Origin of the sequence: Aeromicrobium sp. HA (assembly GCF_027171405.1) — a bacterium.
GTDB lineage: Bacteria > Actinomycetota > Actinomycetes > Propionibacteriales > Nocardioidaceae > Aeromicrobium > Aeromicrobium tamlense.
The window spans coordinates 2,800,991-2,816,938 of the sequence record NZ_CP114372.1 but is presented as its reverse complement, the minus strand read 5'-3'; the positions used below and the strand labels follow the sequence as shown (position 1 = coordinate 2,816,938).

Sequence of the window (15,948 nt, the reverse complement as noted above, 5' to 3'; positions counted from 1 at the left end):
GGGGTCACTCTTCTCGCGTTGCGGGGAACCAGTCCCGGGTCAGAGGGGGGAATCGTGGGGGTCGCCGCTCCAGCAGGCTGGCCAGGCCCTCACGGAAGTCGGGCGAGGACAGCACGGCGTCGAGCGTGGCGTCCACGCTCTCGACGTCGTCGCGCACCCGGTCGAGCCAGGGTGCGACGAGGCGGTGCTTGATGGTGGCCAGGGAGGACGGCGCGCAGGTCGCGGCGAGCTGCTCGGCCAGGTCGAGCGCCCGAGCGAGCGGGTCGGGGTCGGTCGCGTTCACCACGCCGAGGCGCAGGGCCTCGGTGCCGTCGAACGTGCGGGCGGTGAGGAGGAGGTCGGCCGCGGCCGCGTCGCCGGCGGCGCGGGCCAGCAGGGGTCCCATGCCGTGCATGGGCGGCAGGGCGCGCTTCGCGAAGGCCGTGGTGAGTCGCGTGTCCGGCGCGGCGATCCGCAGGTCGCACAGGAGGGCCTGGGCCAGCCCGACGCCGGCGCACATCCCGGAGATCGCGGCGACGATCGGCTTCGGGACGAGCAGCGGGAACCACTCGGGCTGCTCGATCGTCGCCATCGCGGGGTTGGTCGTGCCGGTGTCGCTGTAGGTCTGGAGGGCCTCGGTGTCGGCCCCGGGGCAGAACGTACCGCCCGCTCCGGTCACCACGATCGCCCGCACGTCGGGGGCCGCGACCAGGTCCTCGAGGGCGCGGAAGTAGGCCCGTTGCAGCGGAACGGTCCAGGCGTTGCGGCGCGCGGGACGGTTGAGGGTGACCGTGGCGGTGCCGGGCCGATCGCGCGTCACGACGACGATGTCGGGCTGGTCCGTCATCGTTCCCTCCTCCCGATACGTGGCTTTCGCAATTGACCTTACATCCAAACGACGCCTAGAAGTCCAGTGCATAGGCGATTTATCGTGACTTCCTATCTAGTAGTTTCTGTGGGACTCGTCTAGGATCACGGCCATGGAACTGTTCGACGAGGAGCAGCGCGCCGCCTTCACGGCCGGCGGCTGGTGGACCGGGCGCACCTGGTCGGGACTGTTCGACGCGGCCGTCGCGGCCCGGCCCGACGGGCTCGCCCTCGTCGACCCGCTCGACCGCGCCACGGTCATGGGCGGGCCGGTCCGGTCGCTCACGTGGCGCGAGACCGCGGACGAGGTTCGCCGCGTCAGCGCCGCCCTGCACGGCCTCGGCGTGCGGCGCGGCGACGTGGTGGGAGTCCAGCTGCCGAACGTGGTCGAGCTGCCGCTGACGCTCGTCGCCATCGCCCGCCTCGGGGCGGTCGCGTGCCCCTTCCCCATCCAGTACCGCAGCCACGAGCTGGTCCGCATGAGCGAGATGGCGGGGCTCGGCGTCTTCGTCACCACGACGTCGGCCCTGGGCCGCGATCTCGCCGCCGAGGCCGCCGACTTCCGTGAGCGGGTCCCGGGCCTGCGCGCCGTCGCCGCGTTCGGCGATCCCGCCTCCGACCCCCGGCTCGCCGCACTCGACGCCACCGACGACCAGGTCGCGGCCGCCGACGCGTACGTCGCGAGCCTCGACCTGGGCTCGGCCGACCCCGTCACGATCGTGTGGACCTCGGGCACCGAGGGCTTCCCCAAGGGCGTGCCCCGCGCCTACGGCGAGTGGGAGGTGCTCGGCACGGCGTGCACCGAGTCGCCGCGGCTGACCGCCGACGACGTCCTGCTCAACCCGTTCCCCATGGTCAACGGCGGCGGCCTGGCCGGCATGTTCGTGCCGTGGCTGCTGAACGGCTGCACGCTCGTGCAGCACCACCCGTTCGACCTCGAGCGGTTCTGCGAGCAGATCGAGCGCCACCGCGTCACCTACACGTGCGCGCCGCCGCCGGTGCTCAACGCCGTCGTCTCGGGCCGCGGCCCCGACCGCGACCTGTCGTCGCTGCGCGCCGTGTCGTCCGGGTCCGCCCCGTTGGCCGGCTGGATGATCGACGCGTGGGAGAGCGGCCGCGGGGTCGAGGTGCTCAACCTGTTCGGCTCGAACGAGGGCGGCATGCTGTTCGCCGAGCCCGAGACGGTGCCCGATCCCGCGCAGCGCGGCCGGCTGTTCCCGCGCTACGGCCGCCCCGGCCTGGCGTACCGCACGCGCGTCGCGTCGGCGATGTCCGCGCGCCTCGTCGACCTGTCCGACGGCACCGAGATCGACGCGCCGGGCCGTCCCGGCGAGCTGCGCCTCAAGGGCCCGGCGATCTTCTCGGGCTACCTCGGCCGCGGCCGCGAGGGCTTCGACGAGGACGGCTGGTTCTGCACCGGCGACGTCTTCGAGATCAGCGCCGAGAACGAGGACCTGCTGGTCCACGTCGATCGCGCGAAGGACCTCATCGTCCGTGGCGGCTACAAGATCTCGGCCGCCGAGATCGAAGCGATCGTCACGGCCGACCCCCGCGTGGCCGAGGCCGCCGCGGTCGCCATGCCCGACCCCGACCTGGGGGAGCGGCTGTGCCTGTTCGTGGTCCCGTCCTCGGCCGACGAGCCGGTCGGTCTCGACGAGGTCGTCGGGATCGTCAAGGCCGCCGACGTCGCCAAGTTCAAGTGGCCCGAGCGGCTGGAAGTGGTCCCCGCCCTGCCCCGCAACCCCGTGGGGAAGGTGCTCAAGCGCGAGCTGCGCGAGCAGCTGCGCGCGTCCGACTCGACTGGAGGTCGATGATGTCCCTGCCCCGGATCCGCCAGGTCGTGCTGATCACCGACGATCTCGCCGCCGCCTCCGCGCAGGCGCGCGAGCTGTTCGGCTTCACCGGCGGCGTGAGCCTCGACGAGGAGATGGCGAAGCTCGGCTTCGAGCACGTCATCTTCAGCTTCGCCGACACGTTCGTCGAGATCGTCTCGCCGCTGGACCCCGCGTCGCCGCACGGCCGGATGCTGGAGAAGAACGGACCGGGCGGCTACATGGTGGTCGTGCAGGTCGACGACGTGCCGGCTCTGGTCGACCGCGCCGCCGGCCTGGGCTTCGGGCCGATCATGAACGAGGACTACCACGGCGCCCCGCTCACGCAGTGGCACCCGAAGCACCTCGGCACCCTCGCCGAGATCGACCAGGTGAGCCCGCCCGAGAGCTGGCACTTCGCCCCGGCGGTCTTCGAGCAGTGCTCGCCCGACGTGGCCCGTGACATCGTCGCCGCGTCCCTCGTGGCCGACGACCCGGACGGGCTCGCGTCGACGTGGGCCCAGCTGCTGGTCCGCGAGGCCCCGCAGGACGGCGTCGTGCGCATGGCCCGCGGCGAGACCCTGGCCATCCTCCCCGCCGACGGCGGACCCCGTGGACTCCGGTCCGTGGACGTGGTCGCCGCGGATCCCGCGCGCGTCGGCGACGCGGTCGAGCTGTGCGGCGTGACCTTCCGGTTCGTCGCCCCGAGCCCCCAGGAGCAGTCATGACCAGCCCGCACGTCCACTACGAGGTCGAGGACGGCGTCGCGACCATCACGATCGACCGCCCGGAGAAGCGCAACGCGCTGAACTACGCGATGTACGACGCGATCCGCGACCACACGCTGGAGGCGGACGCCGACCCGGCGGTGCGGGCGATCATCCTGACCGGCGTCCCGGGTCAGTTCTGCGCCGGCACCGACCTGACCGAGCTGCGTCCGGTCGAGGAGGGCACGAGCGCGCACGACCGCGACGGGCACACCGACGGACGGCACTGGTACTTCTGGGAGGCCACGACGCCGGTCATCGTCGCCGTCGACGGCCCGGCGGCGGGCCTCGGCGTCGAGCTGTCCACGCAGGCCGACTTCCGCATCGCGTCCACGCGGGCCAGGTTCTCGTGGATCTTCGTCCAGCGCGGACTGATCCCCGACACCGGCGCCGGCACCTGGCTGCTGCCCGACCTCGTGGGACCGCAGCAGGCCAAGCGCCTGGTGTTCTCCGGTGAGTTCATCGACGCCGAGGAGGCGCGACGGATCGGCTTCGTCATGGACGTCGTCGAGCCCGAGGACCTCCTGACCGCCGCGCGCGAGCTCGCCGCGAAGGTCTCCACGGGCTCGCCGTTCGCGATCGCCCGCGCCAAGTCGCTGCTGAACTGGTCGACCTCGCGCACCCGCGACGAGCACCTCGAGCACCACATCGAGGCGCTCACCGAGTGTCAGCTGTCGCAGGACCACGCGGAGGGCGTCGCGGCCTTCCTCGAGCGCCGTCCCGCGCACTTCACGGGGAGGTAGAGCACGGGGAAGTAGAGCACCGGAAGCCAGAGGGGCGGCCCGGTCACCGGGTCACAGCTCGGCGATCGGTCCCTCGAACCGGATGTTCGTGCGCGTCAGCACGGCGTTGCACGCGTTGCAGGTGAACTGCGGGACGAGGTCGGACTCGCACGGGACGTGCGTGAGGTTGAGGCCCGAGCGGCCGTCCTGCGTGAGCCAGCGCTGCGCCCAGCCGTTGATCGTGGTGGTGACGTCGAAGAAGTCGAGGGCCTTGGAGGTCAGGCGGTACTCCTGGCGCTTGCCGCCGGCGACCTCCTCGCGCGACATCAGGCCGGCCTCGACGAACAGGTGCAGGCGCTGGGTCAGCGTGACCGGGGAGATGCCCAGGTTCTCCTGGAAGTCGTTGAACCGGCGGGTGCCGGTGAACGCGTCGGAGAGCAGGAAGGTCGACCAGCGGTCGCCGAGCACGCCCGACGCGTCGATCGGCGTGGTCATGGTGGGGGAGCGGCGCGAGCGGCGCTGCACGCTGTCGAGCAGCAGGCGGTCGTCGACCGAGCCGGTCACGTCGCGTGCACCGACGCCGATGGCGCCGCACGCGCCGCAGCCGAAGACGGGGCGCGTCAGGTGACCGCAGTCGAGGTGGCGCAGGCGTGTCTGCGCGTCGCGGTGCAGGTGGCCCGCCCAGCGGCGGTCCCACACCCACATCGCGACGAGGACCTGCCACAGGTCGAGGCCGGCGTCGGTGAGCACGTACTCGCGCCGCGGGGGATTGGTCTGGTACTCGCGGGCCGTGAGGATGCCGTCGTCCACGAGCGAGCTCAGCCGGCGCGACAGCACGGGGTCCGAGATCGCGAGCGCGTTGCGCAGGTCCTGGAAGCGGCGCTTGCCGTTGAACACCCACATGACGATCCGCAGGGTCCACATGTCGCCCAGCAGGATCAGGGCGCGGCCGAGGGGCGACGCACCGTTCTCGTCGGTCTCCGCGGCAGTCATTCCCCGAGCCTTTCGACGTCATAGTTTCTTGTCGGTAACCAGCGTGGGACCTGCCGAGTGCCGAGTCAAGCACCGCCGGATTCCGCTCCTCGTCGTTGACAGGTAACTATGTTAGATGTAGTAACAGAGCAGACGATCCCGGAGGAGAACCATGAGGCTGCACCCGCCCGCACGCGTGGCCGAGTACGAGGCACTGGGGGTCTGGGGTGTTCCCACGTGGCCCGAGCGCGTGAGCGAGCACGTCGCGCAGGCCCCTGATCGTACGGCCCTCGTCGACGCACCGAACCTCACCTCGCTGATGGGCCTGGGCCCGCAGCGGTACACGTGGCGCCAGGTGCAGGAGCGTGCCCGCGACCTCGCCTCGCTGCTGCTCGCGGCTGGCGTGGGCCCGGGCGACGTCGTCGGCCTGCAGCTGCCCAACTGCGCCGACCTCGCGGTCTCCTACGTGGCGCTCTCGTCGATCGGCGCGATCGCGACGCCCTTCCCGATGCAGTACCGCGAGTACGAGCTGACCCAGATGTGCGAGCTGGCAGGCGCGACCGCCTTCGTCGGCGCCGCGGAGTTCCAGGGGACACCGCTCGACGAGCGGCTGGCCGCGCTCGCCGCGCTGCCCTCGGTGCACACCGTGCTGACCTTCGGCCCGCGAGCCGTGGCCGACCACGTCGACCTCACGGCCGCGCTCGCCGCGCCGGTGGACCGCGCTCCGCTGGACCGCCTCGAGGTCGACCTCGACCCGAACGACGCCGTCACGATCTGCTGGACCTCGGGGACCGAGGCCACCCCGAAGGGCGTGCCGCGCTGCGCGAACGACTGGGAGCCGATGGGCCTGACCAGCGTCGACGCGATGGGCCTGACGGGGGAGGACGTCGTCCTCAACCCGTTCCCGATGGTCAACATGGCCGGCATCGGCGGGATGCTCGTGCCGTGGCTGCTGACTGGTGCCACCCTCGTGCTGCACCACCCGTTCGACGCGCCGGTGTTCTTCGGCCAGATCCGCGAGGAGCAGGTCTCCTACACCGTCGTGCCGCCGGCGCTGCTCGTGCGCGCCCTCGACCTGCCGTTCATGACGCCCGAGGGGATGCGCAGCCTGCGCCACATCGGCTCCGGGTCGGCACCCCTGCCGCCCCCGATGATCCGCGCCTACCGCGAGCGGTTCGGCATCGACATCGTGAACTGCTTCGGCTCGAACGAGGGCCTCAACCTGGTCGGCGACCCCGAGACCGTGCCGGACCCCGAGCACCGCTCGCACCTGTTCCCGCGGTTCGGCTCGCCCGATCACAGCTGGTCGAACCGCGGTCCTCGCGGGTACGAGACGCGACTGGTCGACCCGGGCAGCGGCGCCGAGATCACCGAGGAGGGCCTGCCCGGCGAGCTGCTCGTGAAGGGTCCCGGCGTGATCGCCGGCTACCTGCCCGGGACCACCAGCTCGGACCCGTTCACCGAGGACGGCTTCTACCGCAGCGGCGACCTGTTCATGTACGTCGCGGACGCGGACGGCGACCTGCGCTACCTCCAGTACGTCGACCGGGCGAAGGACATGATCGTGCGCGGCGGGATGAACATCTCGCCCGCCGAGCTGGAGACGCTGCTCGCGGGGCACGAGGACGTCGAGGAGATCGCGGTCGTCGGCGTCCCCGATCCGGCGCTCGGGGAGCGCACCCGGGCCGTGGTGGTCCCGCGCGCCGGCGCCGAGGTGACGCTGTCGTCGCTGGTCGACTTCCTGAGGGAGCGGCACATCGCCAGCTACAAGCTCCCCGAGAGCCTGCTCGTGGTGGACGAGCTGCCGCGCAACCCGGTCGGGAAGGTCCTCAAGCGCTCGCTGAGGCACGTCGAGGCCTCCTGACCCACCCCTTCGCAGACCACGGCGCGCCGGCTTCCGGCGCGCCGTTCTGCTTTGTCGAGAGCAGTCTCGACGCATCAATGAGAAAAGACACTTCAAAACACAGAGTTTCTCTTGACCTGCCTCGTTTAAGGCCGTTATAAAGTGACGAGGGCCCCGGTATCGTGACTCGGGTCACAGGATATGCTCCTCCGGTCAGTCATTGAACTTCGCTAGCGAAAGGCTCCTGATGCTTCAGGTTTCGGACGTCGTTCTCCGCTTCGGCGGAGTGACCGCGCTCGACCGGGTGGGATTCGAGGTCGCGGACGGTGAGATCTGCGGACTCATCGGCCCGAACGGCGCGGGCAAGACCTCGCTGTTCAACTGCGTCACCCGCGTCTACCAGCCCGCCGAGGGCACGATCCGCTACGGCGACGTCGACGTGCTCGGTCTGCGCCGCCACCAGGTCATCCGCGCCGGTGTCGCGCGCACCTTCCAGAACCTCGCGCTGTGGCCCGAGATGACGGTCCTGCAGAACACGGTCGTCGGCGCCCACGGCGTGCAGACGCCCCACCTGCTGCCGTCGCTCGTCGGCTGGCCCGGGTCGCGCAAGGCGACCAAGCAGGTCGAGCGCGACGCCTGGGCCCTGCTCGAGCGCCTCGACCTCACCGAGGTCGCCCACCTGCCCGCCGCGGGCCTGCCCTTCGGCACCCTCAAGCGCGTCGAGCTGGCCCGCGCCCTCATCAGCCGCCCGTCGCTGCTGCTGCTCGACGAGCCCGCCGGCGGACTCACCCATTCGGAGGTCTCCGAGCTCGGTGACCTGATCCGTTCGCTGCGGGACGAGTTCGGCTTCAGCGTGCTGCTCGTCGAGCACCACATGGGCCTGGTCATGGGCGTGTGCGACCACGTCGTCGCGATGGACTTCGGCCGCACGATCGCCGACGGCCGTCCCGCCGAGGTGCAGCGGCACCCCGAGGTCGTCGCCGCCTACCTGGGGAGGTCCGCATGACCGCGCTGCTCGAGGCCACGGGCCTCACCGCCGGCTACGGCGGTGCCACCGTCCTGCGCGACGTCTCGGTGCACGTCGACGAGCACGAGGCCGTCGTCGTCCTGGGCGCGAACGGCGCCGGCAAGTCCACGCTGCTGAGCGTGCTGTCGGGCCAGCTGCCCTACCAGGGCTCGCTCAAGATCGACGGCCGCGAGGTCGCCAAGGCCCGCCCCGACACGATCCTGGCGCAGGGCGTCAGCCTCGTGCCGCAGGGACGCGGCACGCTGACCGCGATGTCCGTGCTGGACAACCTGCGCGTCGGCGCGGTCACCCGCAAGGACCGCATGGCCGTCGAGGACGACATCGAGCGCTGGTTCTCGGTGTTCCCGCGCCTGGCCGAGCGCAGCGATCAGGTGGCCGGCACCCTGTCGGGCGGCGAGCAGCAGATGCTCGCGATCGCCCGGGCGCTCATGAGCCGCCCCCGCCTGCTGATGTGCGACGAGGTCAGCCTCGGTCTCGCGCCGGTGATCGTGCAGGGCCTGTTCGACACGCTGCGCGACATCAACCGCGACTCGGGCACCGCCCTGCTGATGGTCGAGCAGAACGCCGAGCTGGCGATGGACATCGCCTCGCGGGTGTACCTGCTCGAGGTCGGCGAGGTCTCCGCCAGCGGGTCCGCGGAGGAGTTCCGCGCCGACGACAGCATCCGAGCCGCCTACCTGGGCTACTGAGGAGCACTCCATGGACATCCTGCTTTCCCGCGTCTTCGCGGGCGCCACGAGCGGCTCGGTCTACATCCTGATCGCGCTGTGCCTCGTCATCGTCTTCCGCAGCTCGTCGACGATCAACTTCGCCCAGGGCGAGTTCGCGCTGTTCACCGCCTACATCACGTGGTGGCTGACCGAGCGCGGCCTCAACCCGTGGGTCGCCATCATCCCGGCCATCCTCATCGGCTTCGCGATGGGCGCCCTCGCCGAGCGCTGGCTCATCAGGCCGGTGGCCAGACGCGACGAGACAGCCGTCCTGATCGTGGCCCTGGCGCTGTTCACCGGCCTGAACGGTCTTGACGGCTGGATCTGGGGATCGGACGACAAGGTCTTCCCGCGGATGCTGCCCAGCGGCGAGAACGACTTCGTCGAGATCGCCGGCGCCCGCCTCTACTACGACTCGATGGCGATCTGGGCCATCACGGCCGCCATCGTGTTCGGCCTCTACCTGTTCTTCACCTACACGAGCATGGGCCTGCAGATGCGGGCCGTGGCCACCAACCGGCAGTCGGCGGCGCTCTCGGGCGTCCGCGTCGGCCGGGTGCTGACCCTCTCGTGGGGCCTGTCGAGCGCGATCTCCGCCTTCGCCGGCGCCCTGCTCATCCCGATGGTCCCACCGGGCCAGCTGGGCCTCACCGGCATGTTCCACGTCCTGATCTTCGCGACGGCCGCCGCCCTGCTGGGCGGACTGGACAGCGTGAAGGGTGCCGTCGTGGGCGGTCTGGGGCTGGGCATCGGCCTGGCACTGGTGAACGGGTACGCGACGTTCCTGGGCGGCTCGATGTCGCTCACCGTCGCCCTCGTCGTGATCGTGGTCATCCTGCTGGTTCGCCCCACCGGACTGTTCGGGGCCCGACGTCTGGAGCGTGTGTGAGCACCCAAGCCAAGAAGCCCCGCGTCATCGAGCGCGGGACGCCCGTCCACCGCGCGCTCGTCGGCGCCGGGCTGGTCCTGCTGGTCGCCTCGACCCTGTGGCTCGGCGGCCTCGCGCCGTTCGAGATCGGCCAGGTCACCCGCGTCATGATCTTCGCGATCGCGATCGCCGGCCTGAACCTCGCGACCGGCTACGTCGGCCTGCTGTCGGTGGGTCACTCGGCCTTCTTCGGCATCGGCGCCTACACGACCGGCATCCTCATGGTGAAGGAGGGCTGGGAGGGCTGGGCGACCATCCCCGTGGCCTTCGCGATCAGCCTCGTCGTCGGCCTGCTGGTCGGCCTGCCGGCCCTGCGGATCCGCGGCCTGTACCTGGCGATGGTCACGCTGGCCTTCGCCGTCGCGTTCCCCGAGCTCGTGGCCCGCTTCTCCGGGCTGACCGGCGGCGCGAGCGGCATGACGATCCCGCGCACCGCGATGCGGCCGCCGGAGTGGACCGGGCTCGGCCTGGGCGAGAAGTACGTCTGGCTCTTCTGGCTCTCCGTCGCGGTCATGGCCATCACCTTCTACGTGTGCTGGTGCCTGACGCGCAGCCGCTACGGCATGGCGATGTCGGCGGTGCGCCAGAACGAGATCGCCGCCTCGGCGTCCGGCGTCGACATCGCCGTCGTCAAGGTCGCGAGCTTCGGCCTCTCGGGCGCGATCACCGGTGCCGCCGGCTCGCTGTTCGCCCTCTACATGGGCAGCCTTTACGCCGAGGGCTCCTTCACCCTGATGGCGGGCATCACGCTGCTGATCGGCCTGGTCATCGGCGGTGAGCGGACCGTCCTCGGGCCGATCGCCGGCGGTCTCGCCGTGGTCTACGTGCCGTACTACACGGCCGACATCGGCAGCGGGCAGTCGTCGGCGGTGCTGTTCGCCCTCGTCCTGCTGTTCGTCATCTTCGTGGCCCCCGCCGGCATCGTCGGCTCGCTGGCCCAACTGATTCGACGCCGTGTCGTCGTCCGGGACCCGCGCCCGGTCGTCGCCACCGACGCGGCGTCCGCGGTGCCGGAAACGACCCCGCAGCCCGAGCACCAGCTCGACCGCACCTCCACCCCCATCGAAAGGTCCCGAACATGACCGCATCCACCACCATGCGCCGGCTCCGCCGGACGGCGGTGCTCCCGGCCGCGCTGCTGGCGAGCTTCACCCTCGTCGCCTGCGGCTCCTCCAGCGACGACGGCGACTCGAGCTCCTCGGGCGGCTTCGAGCTGAGCCTCGACGACTGCGAGGATCCCGACGCGGCGGCCAAGGAGATCACGGACACGATCAAGGTGGGCTACAGCGCCCCCCTGTCCGGCCCGATCGCCGGCGCGGCCGAGCTCGCCATCCAGGGCTACGACGCGCGCCTCAAGGCGGCCAACGACGCCGGCGGCATCGACGGCATGAAGATCGAGGTCAGCTACAAGGACGACGCCTTCGCGCCGGACAAGGCCAAGGCGAACGCCACCGAGTTCCTCCAGAAGGACAAGGTCGACCTCATCACGACGTTCGGCGCCGGTCAGGTCGCGGCGATCGCCGACGACCAGAACGCCGCCTGCGTCCCGATGCTGTACCCCAGCTCGAGCGACGTCCGGTTCACCGACATCGAGGCGTACCCGTGGACGCTGCAGTTCCTGCCCTCGGCCGACATCGAGACGAAGTTCATCGTCGACTTCATGAAGTCGAAGGTCGATGACATCACGCTGGGCATCGCCGAGAACGCCACCGGCAGTGGCGTGGCGATGGCCGAGGCGTTCAAGAAGTCGGCCGACGCCGGCGGGCTGGAGATCGCGGCCGAGACCGAGGACACCGACCCCGCGGCCGCCGCGACCAAGCTGAAGGCCGCCGGCGTCAACGTGCTCTACCACGGTGGCGTCACGGGCACCTGCGGCGTCCTGGACACCGCGATGGCCCGCGTCGACTTCAAGCCCGAGCTCGTCGTCAAGGCCAGCAACTGCGCCAACGCGGCGGAGTACCTCGCGGCCGGCCAGGCCGCCGACGGCGCGGTCGTGCCGAAGTACCTCAAGGAGCCGGCCGACCCGGAGGTCGCCGACGACCAGGGCATCAAGGACTACCTGGCGCAGGTTCCCGACGTCACCGACCCGAACAACACGATCACCGTGAGCGGCTGGATGGCCGCCCACCTGCTGGTCAACACCCTCCAGCAGGCCGCCGAGTCCGAGGACGGCCTGACCCGCGAGAGCATCATGAAGGCCTCGCGCGACCAGGACTACGCGTCCCCGGTGCTGCTCGACGGCGTGACGTGGAAGAGCACGGCGGATCGCTCCGGCGGCGTCAGCGGCTTCGGCCCGTTCGCCTGGTCCGCCAAGGACAAGCGGTTCGTCTCGGCGGGTGACGTGATCAGCGTCGACTGATCTCGCACATCACCACGCAGCGGGCCCGGTTCCCTCGACCGGGCCCGCTGTCGTGCGTGGGGTCAGAGGCCGAGGACGCCCGACGCGACGATGCCACGCTGGATCTCACTCGACCCGCCGTAGATCGTCACCTTGCGCAGGTTGAGGTGGGCGGCCGCGGCGCGGCGGGCCCAGCGGGTGACGCCGGGCGCGGTGCCTGCGGCCAGGAGCGCGTCCGCGCCGGCCAGGTCGAGCACGAGCTCGGCCACGCGCTGCTGCAGCTCGGTGCCGCGCAGCTTCAGGACGGACGAGGCCGGCTCGGGGCGCCCGTCGGCGGACTCCGCGGCCACCCGCAGGGACGTCAGCTCGACGGCCAGCAGCTCGCTCTCGAGCGTGACGAACCGGGCGCGGACTGCGGGGTCGTCCCAGCGGCCGTGCTCGCGGGCGTACCGTTTCGCCTGCGCGAGGCGCAGCTTCGTCTGGCCGACCTGGGCCACGCCGACGCGCTCGTTGCCGAGCAGGAACCGCGCGTACTCCCAACCGCGGTTCACCTCGCCGACGAGCTGGTTGGCGGGCACGCGCACGTCCTCGAGGAAGACCTCGTTGACCTCCGTCTCGCCGTCGATCATCTCGATCGGACGGATCGTCACGCCGGGGGAGTCGAGGTCGATCAGCAGCATCGAGATCCCGGCCTGGCGGCGCGGCGCGTCCGGGTCGGTGCGCACGAGGCAGAACATCCAGTCGGCCCAGTGCGCCAGGCTCGTCCACGTCTTCTGGCCGTTGACGACCCACGCGTCGCCGTCGCGCACCGCGGTGGTGCGCAGCGACGCCAGGTCGGACCCGGCCTCGGGCTCGGAGAAGCCCTGGCACCAGAAGAGGTCCAGCGCGGCGGTCGGCGGCAGGAAGCGGCGCTTGAGGTCGGCGCTGCCGAACGCGGCCAGCACCGGGCCGACGAGTCCCACGTTCGGGCTCAGCGGCGGGAAGACGCCCGCGAGATGCAGCTCCTCGCTCCACAGGTGGCGCTGCAGCGGCGACCAGTCCCGGCCGCCCCACTCCACGGGCCAGCCCGGCACGGCGAGGCCGGCGCGGTGCAGGATCCGGTGGGTGTCGACGATGACGTCGCGATCCAGCGGGGCCGCCTCGATCACGGGCTCGCGCAGGTGCCACGGGACCTCGGTCGTGAAGAAGTCACGCAGGCGCAGGCGGAACTCGGTGAGCTCGGGGGTGAGGGTCAGCCGCACGGTCAGCCGATCCGCTCGACCAGCATGGCCATGCCCATGCCGCCGCCGATGCACATCGTCGCGATGCCGTGCTGCTGGTCGCGTTCGCGCAGGCCGTGCAGGAGCGTCGTCATCATCCGGGCGCCGGTCATCCCGAACGGGTGGCCCAGCGCGATCGCCCCGCCGTAGGGGTTGAGCTGCTCCGTGATGTCGATCCTCAGCGCGTCCGTGACGGCCAGCACCTGGGCCGCGAAGGCCTCGTTCAGCTCGACGACGTCGATGTCGCCGATCGTCATCCCGGCGCGGTCGAGGACCTTCCGGACGGCCTCGATCGGGCCGACGCCCATGTACTCGGGCTCCAGGCCCGAGACGGCGGAGGCGACGATGCGCGCGAGCGGCCGGTGGCCCAGCTCGCGGGCGCGCTGCTCGGACATGACGACCACCGCGGCGGCGCCGTCGTTGAGCGGGCACGCGTTGCCGGCGGTGACCCGGCCCTCGGGGCCGAGGACGGCGGGCAGCGAGGCGAGCGACTCGACCGTGGTGCCGGGGCGCGGCCCGTCGTCCTGCGTGACGACCGTGCCGTCGGCCAGGGTCACGGGCACGATCTCGGCGTCGAAGAAGCCGGACTCCTGCGCGGCCACGGCGCGGGCCTGCGACAGCGCGGCGAACTCGTCCATCCGATCGCGCGAGACGTCGTGCCGACGGGCCACGTTCTCTGCCGTCTGCAGCATCGACTGGAAGAGGTCGGCGACGTAGTCCTCGCGGGACGGGTCGGTGAACCGGGGGTTGAGGTCGTCGTAGCCGCTCGGCGCGGGGACCTGCGAGACGCTCTCGACGCCGCCCGCCACGAAGACGTCGCCCTCGCCGGCGGCCACGGCGTGCGCGGCCGAGCGGATCGCCTGCAGCGACGACGCGCACGCCCGGCTCACGGTGAGGCCGGGCACGGTGTTCGGCAGCCCGGCGAGCAGTCCCACGGTGCGCGCGATGCCGAAGCCCTGCTGGCCCTCCGGGACCGCGCAGCCCAGCACGAGGTCCTCGACGGACTCCGGCGCGAGGCCCGGGACGGCCTCCAGCGCGGCCCGCACGGCGACGGCGCCTAGGTCGTCGGCGCGGACCGAGGACAGCGACCCCTTCCGGGCGCGTCCGATGGGGGTGCGGGCAGTGGAGACGATGACCGCCTCGGGCATGGGGACCTCCTGGATAGTGACTTGTCACAACGTATCGAAACGGAAGCACGTGGAACAGCTTGCGACGCAAGATGCCGACGATCGACGCCGTAAATCAGCGCATTCAAGGCGCGAGACAAAGCCTGTCATCGTCCGTCGAGTCACTGTTACAGTGAAAGCATGAGCGATGCAGACGTGATCGACGCCGAGGTGGCGGCCGACGACACCATCAGTTTCAGCCGGATCGGCTACGAGCGGCGGCGGCCCACGTGGGACGACGCCGACATGCAGGACGTCGCGGGGCGCACCGTGGTCGTCTCCGGCGGCACCGCCGGCGTGGGCCTCGGCGCCTCGACGAGCCTGGCGGTCCTGGGCGCGCACGTCGTCATGCTGGGCCGCAGCGCCGACCGCGGCGAGGCCGCCGTGAAGGAGGTCGTGGCCGCGACCGGCAACCAGCGCGTGGAGTGGGTGCGCCTCGACCTGTCCTCCCTGGAGTCGGTGCGCGCCACCGCGGCCGAGCTGCTCGAGCGGCTGCCGCGCATCCACGTGCTGATCAACAACGCCGGGGGCATGTGGGACGAGTGGGAGACGTCGGTCGACGGCATCGAGATGAGCTGGGCGACGAACGTCGTCGGTCCGTACCTGCTCACCGAGCTGTTGCTCGACCGCCTGGCTGAGTCCGCTCCCGCGCGCATCGTCGAGATGACGTCGGGCGGCGCCTACAGCCAGCGCCTCACCCTGGGCGAGCTGCGCGGCGAGGCCGACGCGTTCGACCCGAAGGCGACCTACTCGCGCACCAAGCGCGCGCAGATCGTGCTGACCGAGCTGCGGGCCGCCGAGCTGGCCGACCGCGGGATCGTCGTCCACGTGACGCACCCGGGCTGGACCGACTCGCCGGGCCTGCGTGAGTCCGGCGCCATGCAGGGCTTCATCCGGCGCTTCGAGTCGGACTTCCGCACGCCGGAGCAGGGCGCCGACACGGCCGTCTGGCTGTCCTCGGCGCGGGAGCCCGGCGCGACCTCGGGCCTGTTCTGGCACGACCGGCGCCCGCGCGAGACGCACCGCGTCGACGCCACCCGCGAGACCGAGCAGGACCGTCGCGAGCTCGTCGAGCTGCTGCGCCGCCTCACCGGACTGGCCTGACCGCCGCCGAGCACGCGACCGCCCCGGACCCCTCAGGGTCCGGGGCGGTCGTCCGTGCGGGGACTCAGCCGCTGAAGCGGGCGGCCTCGGCGGAGTCGATGTACTCGTCGAGGCGCGCGATCCGGCCGTCCTCGTTGACGGTGACGACGACGCAGGCGTGCAGCTCGACGGGCTCGCCCGAGCGCACGTTCGTGCCGCGCAGGACGTGCTGCTGCACGACGCCGCCGTCGAACAGCTGGATCCGGCGATCGGTGTAGCGCCGGTCGGTGACGCGCTTGGCGATGCCCGTGAGCACCCGGGCGTTCTCCTCGACGGTCTGCTCGACGCCGTCGTGGTTGTGCCAGATCACGCCGTCCGGGGCGTAGATCTCGGCCAGGTCGGTCGGGTCGCCGGCCTCGGCGGCCGCGATGATGCGGTCGAGCAGCTGGACGTGGGGATGACGGTCGTTCATGGCT

General features: G+C 71.5%; 15 protein-coding genes. 10 read left to right on the top strand and 5 right to left on the bottom strand.

Annotated features, from left to right (window positions below; all coding sequences use genetic code 11):
• Positions 1-4: 4 nt before the first annotated feature.
• On the bottom strand, positions 5-826 hold the full coding sequence (locus O3S82_RS13915) for an enoyl-CoA hydratase-related protein (protein WP_269303596.1): 822 nt from the start codon (positions 824-826) through the stop codon (positions 5-7).
• A 133-nt stretch (positions 827-959) separates the two neighbouring features.
• Here O3S82_RS13915 and O3S82_RS13910 point away from each other — a divergent pair, with 133 nt between their 5' ends.
• The 3 genes from O3S82_RS13910 to O3S82_RS13900 are packed head-to-tail and all read left to right on the top strand — an operon-like array spanning position 960 to position 4,167.
• Positions 960-2,660, top strand: coding sequence for a class I adenylate-forming enzyme family protein (locus O3S82_RS13910; protein WP_269303594.1), 1,701 nt, complete (start codon positions 960-962; stop codon positions 2,658-2,660).
• Complete coding sequence (locus O3S82_RS13905) at positions 2,660-3,385, top strand: VOC family protein (RefSeq protein ID WP_269303592.1); 726 nt, start codon at positions 2,660-2,662, stop codon at positions 3,383-3,385. The genes O3S82_RS13910 and O3S82_RS13905 overlap by 1 nt, the downstream gene beginning before the upstream one ends.
• A complete protein-coding gene (locus O3S82_RS13900) occupies positions 3,382-4,167 on the top strand; it encodes an enoyl-CoA hydratase/isomerase family protein (RefSeq protein ID WP_269303590.1) in 786 nt (261 codons plus the stop codon). The genes O3S82_RS13905 and O3S82_RS13900 overlap by 4 nt, the downstream gene beginning before the upstream one ends.
• A gap of 51 nt (positions 4,168-4,218) precedes the next feature.
• On the opposite strand, the gene O3S82_RS13895 is transcribed toward O3S82_RS13900, so the two are convergent.
• Positions 4,219-5,139 carry a winged helix-turn-helix transcriptional regulator gene (locus O3S82_RS13895; protein ID WP_179422925.1) on the bottom strand — a complete coding sequence of 307 codons (921 nt, stop codon included), beginning with the start codon at positions 5,137-5,139 and terminating at the stop codon, positions 4,219-4,221.
• A gap of 151 nt (positions 5,140-5,290) precedes the next feature.
• Here O3S82_RS13895 and O3S82_RS13890 point away from each other — a divergent pair, with 151 nt between their 5' ends.
• From O3S82_RS13890 to O3S82_RS13865, 6 genes are all read left to right on the top strand, one after another.
• Positions 5,291-6,982 carry a class I adenylate-forming enzyme family protein gene (locus tag O3S82_RS13890; RefSeq protein ID WP_269303588.1) on the top strand — a complete coding sequence of 564 codons (1,692 nt, stop codon included), beginning with the start codon at positions 5,291-5,293 and terminating at the stop codon, positions 6,980-6,982.
• A 226-nt stretch (positions 6,983-7,208) separates the two neighbouring features.
• Entirely contained in the window at positions 7,209-7,967 is a 759-nt protein-coding gene (locus tag O3S82_RS13885; protein WP_179422929.1) for an ABC transporter ATP-binding protein, read from the top strand.
• Positions 7,964-8,677, top strand: a complete 714-nt coding sequence (locus tag O3S82_RS13880) for an ABC transporter ATP-binding protein (protein WP_179422931.1) — start codon at positions 7,964-7,966, stop codon at positions 8,675-8,677. Before O3S82_RS13885 ends, O3S82_RS13880 begins: the two co-directional genes overlap by 4 nt.
• Before the next feature lie 10 nt (positions 8,678-8,687).
• Positions 8,688-9,587 carry a branched-chain amino acid ABC transporter permease gene (locus O3S82_RS13875; protein WP_179422933.1) on the top strand — a complete coding sequence of 300 codons (900 nt, stop codon included), beginning with the start codon at positions 8,688-8,690 and terminating at the stop codon, positions 9,585-9,587.
• On the top strand, positions 9,584-10,708 hold the full coding sequence (locus O3S82_RS13870) for a branched-chain amino acid ABC transporter permease (RefSeq protein ID WP_179422935.1): 1,125 nt from the start codon (positions 9,584-9,586) through the stop codon (positions 10,706-10,708). The genes O3S82_RS13875 and O3S82_RS13870 overlap by 4 nt, the downstream gene beginning before the upstream one ends.
• Positions 10,705-11,985, top strand: a complete 1,281-nt coding sequence (locus tag O3S82_RS13865) for an ABC transporter substrate-binding protein (RefSeq protein WP_269303584.1) — start codon at positions 10,705-10,707, stop codon at positions 11,983-11,985. The genes O3S82_RS13870 and O3S82_RS13865 overlap by 4 nt, the downstream gene beginning before the upstream one ends.
• 62 nt (positions 11,986-12,047) lie before the next feature.
• Here the strand turns inward: O3S82_RS13865 and O3S82_RS13860 are convergent, their stop codons facing one another.
• Positions 12,048-13,205: an acyl-CoA dehydrogenase family protein gene (locus O3S82_RS13860; RefSeq protein WP_269303582.1), complete on the bottom strand. Its 1,158-nt coding sequence runs from the start codon at positions 13,203-13,205 to the stop codon at positions 12,048-12,050.
• Positions 13,206-13,207: 2 nt separating this feature from the next.
• Positions 13,208-14,371 (bottom strand): acetyl-CoA C-acyltransferase, encoded by a 1,164-nt coding sequence (locus tag O3S82_RS13855; protein ID WP_269303580.1) that lies wholly within the window; start codon positions 14,369-14,371, stop codon positions 13,208-13,210.
• A gap of 159 nt (positions 14,372-14,530) precedes the next feature.
• Between O3S82_RS13855 and O3S82_RS13850 the strand changes: the two genes are divergently transcribed.
• Positions 14,531-15,493 carry an SDR family NAD(P)-dependent oxidoreductase gene (locus tag O3S82_RS13850; RefSeq protein ID WP_269303579.1) on the top strand — a complete coding sequence of 321 codons (963 nt, stop codon included), beginning with the start codon at positions 14,531-14,533 and terminating at the stop codon, positions 15,491-15,493.
• Positions 15,494-15,557: 64 nt separating this feature from the next.
• On the opposite strand, the gene O3S82_RS13845 is transcribed toward O3S82_RS13850, so the two are convergent.
• A complete protein-coding gene (locus O3S82_RS13845; RefSeq protein WP_179422945.1) occupies positions 15,558-15,944 on the bottom strand; it encodes a nuclear transport factor 2 family protein in 387 nt (128 codons plus the stop codon).
• Between the last annotated feature and the right edge of the window lie 4 nt (positions 15,945-15,948).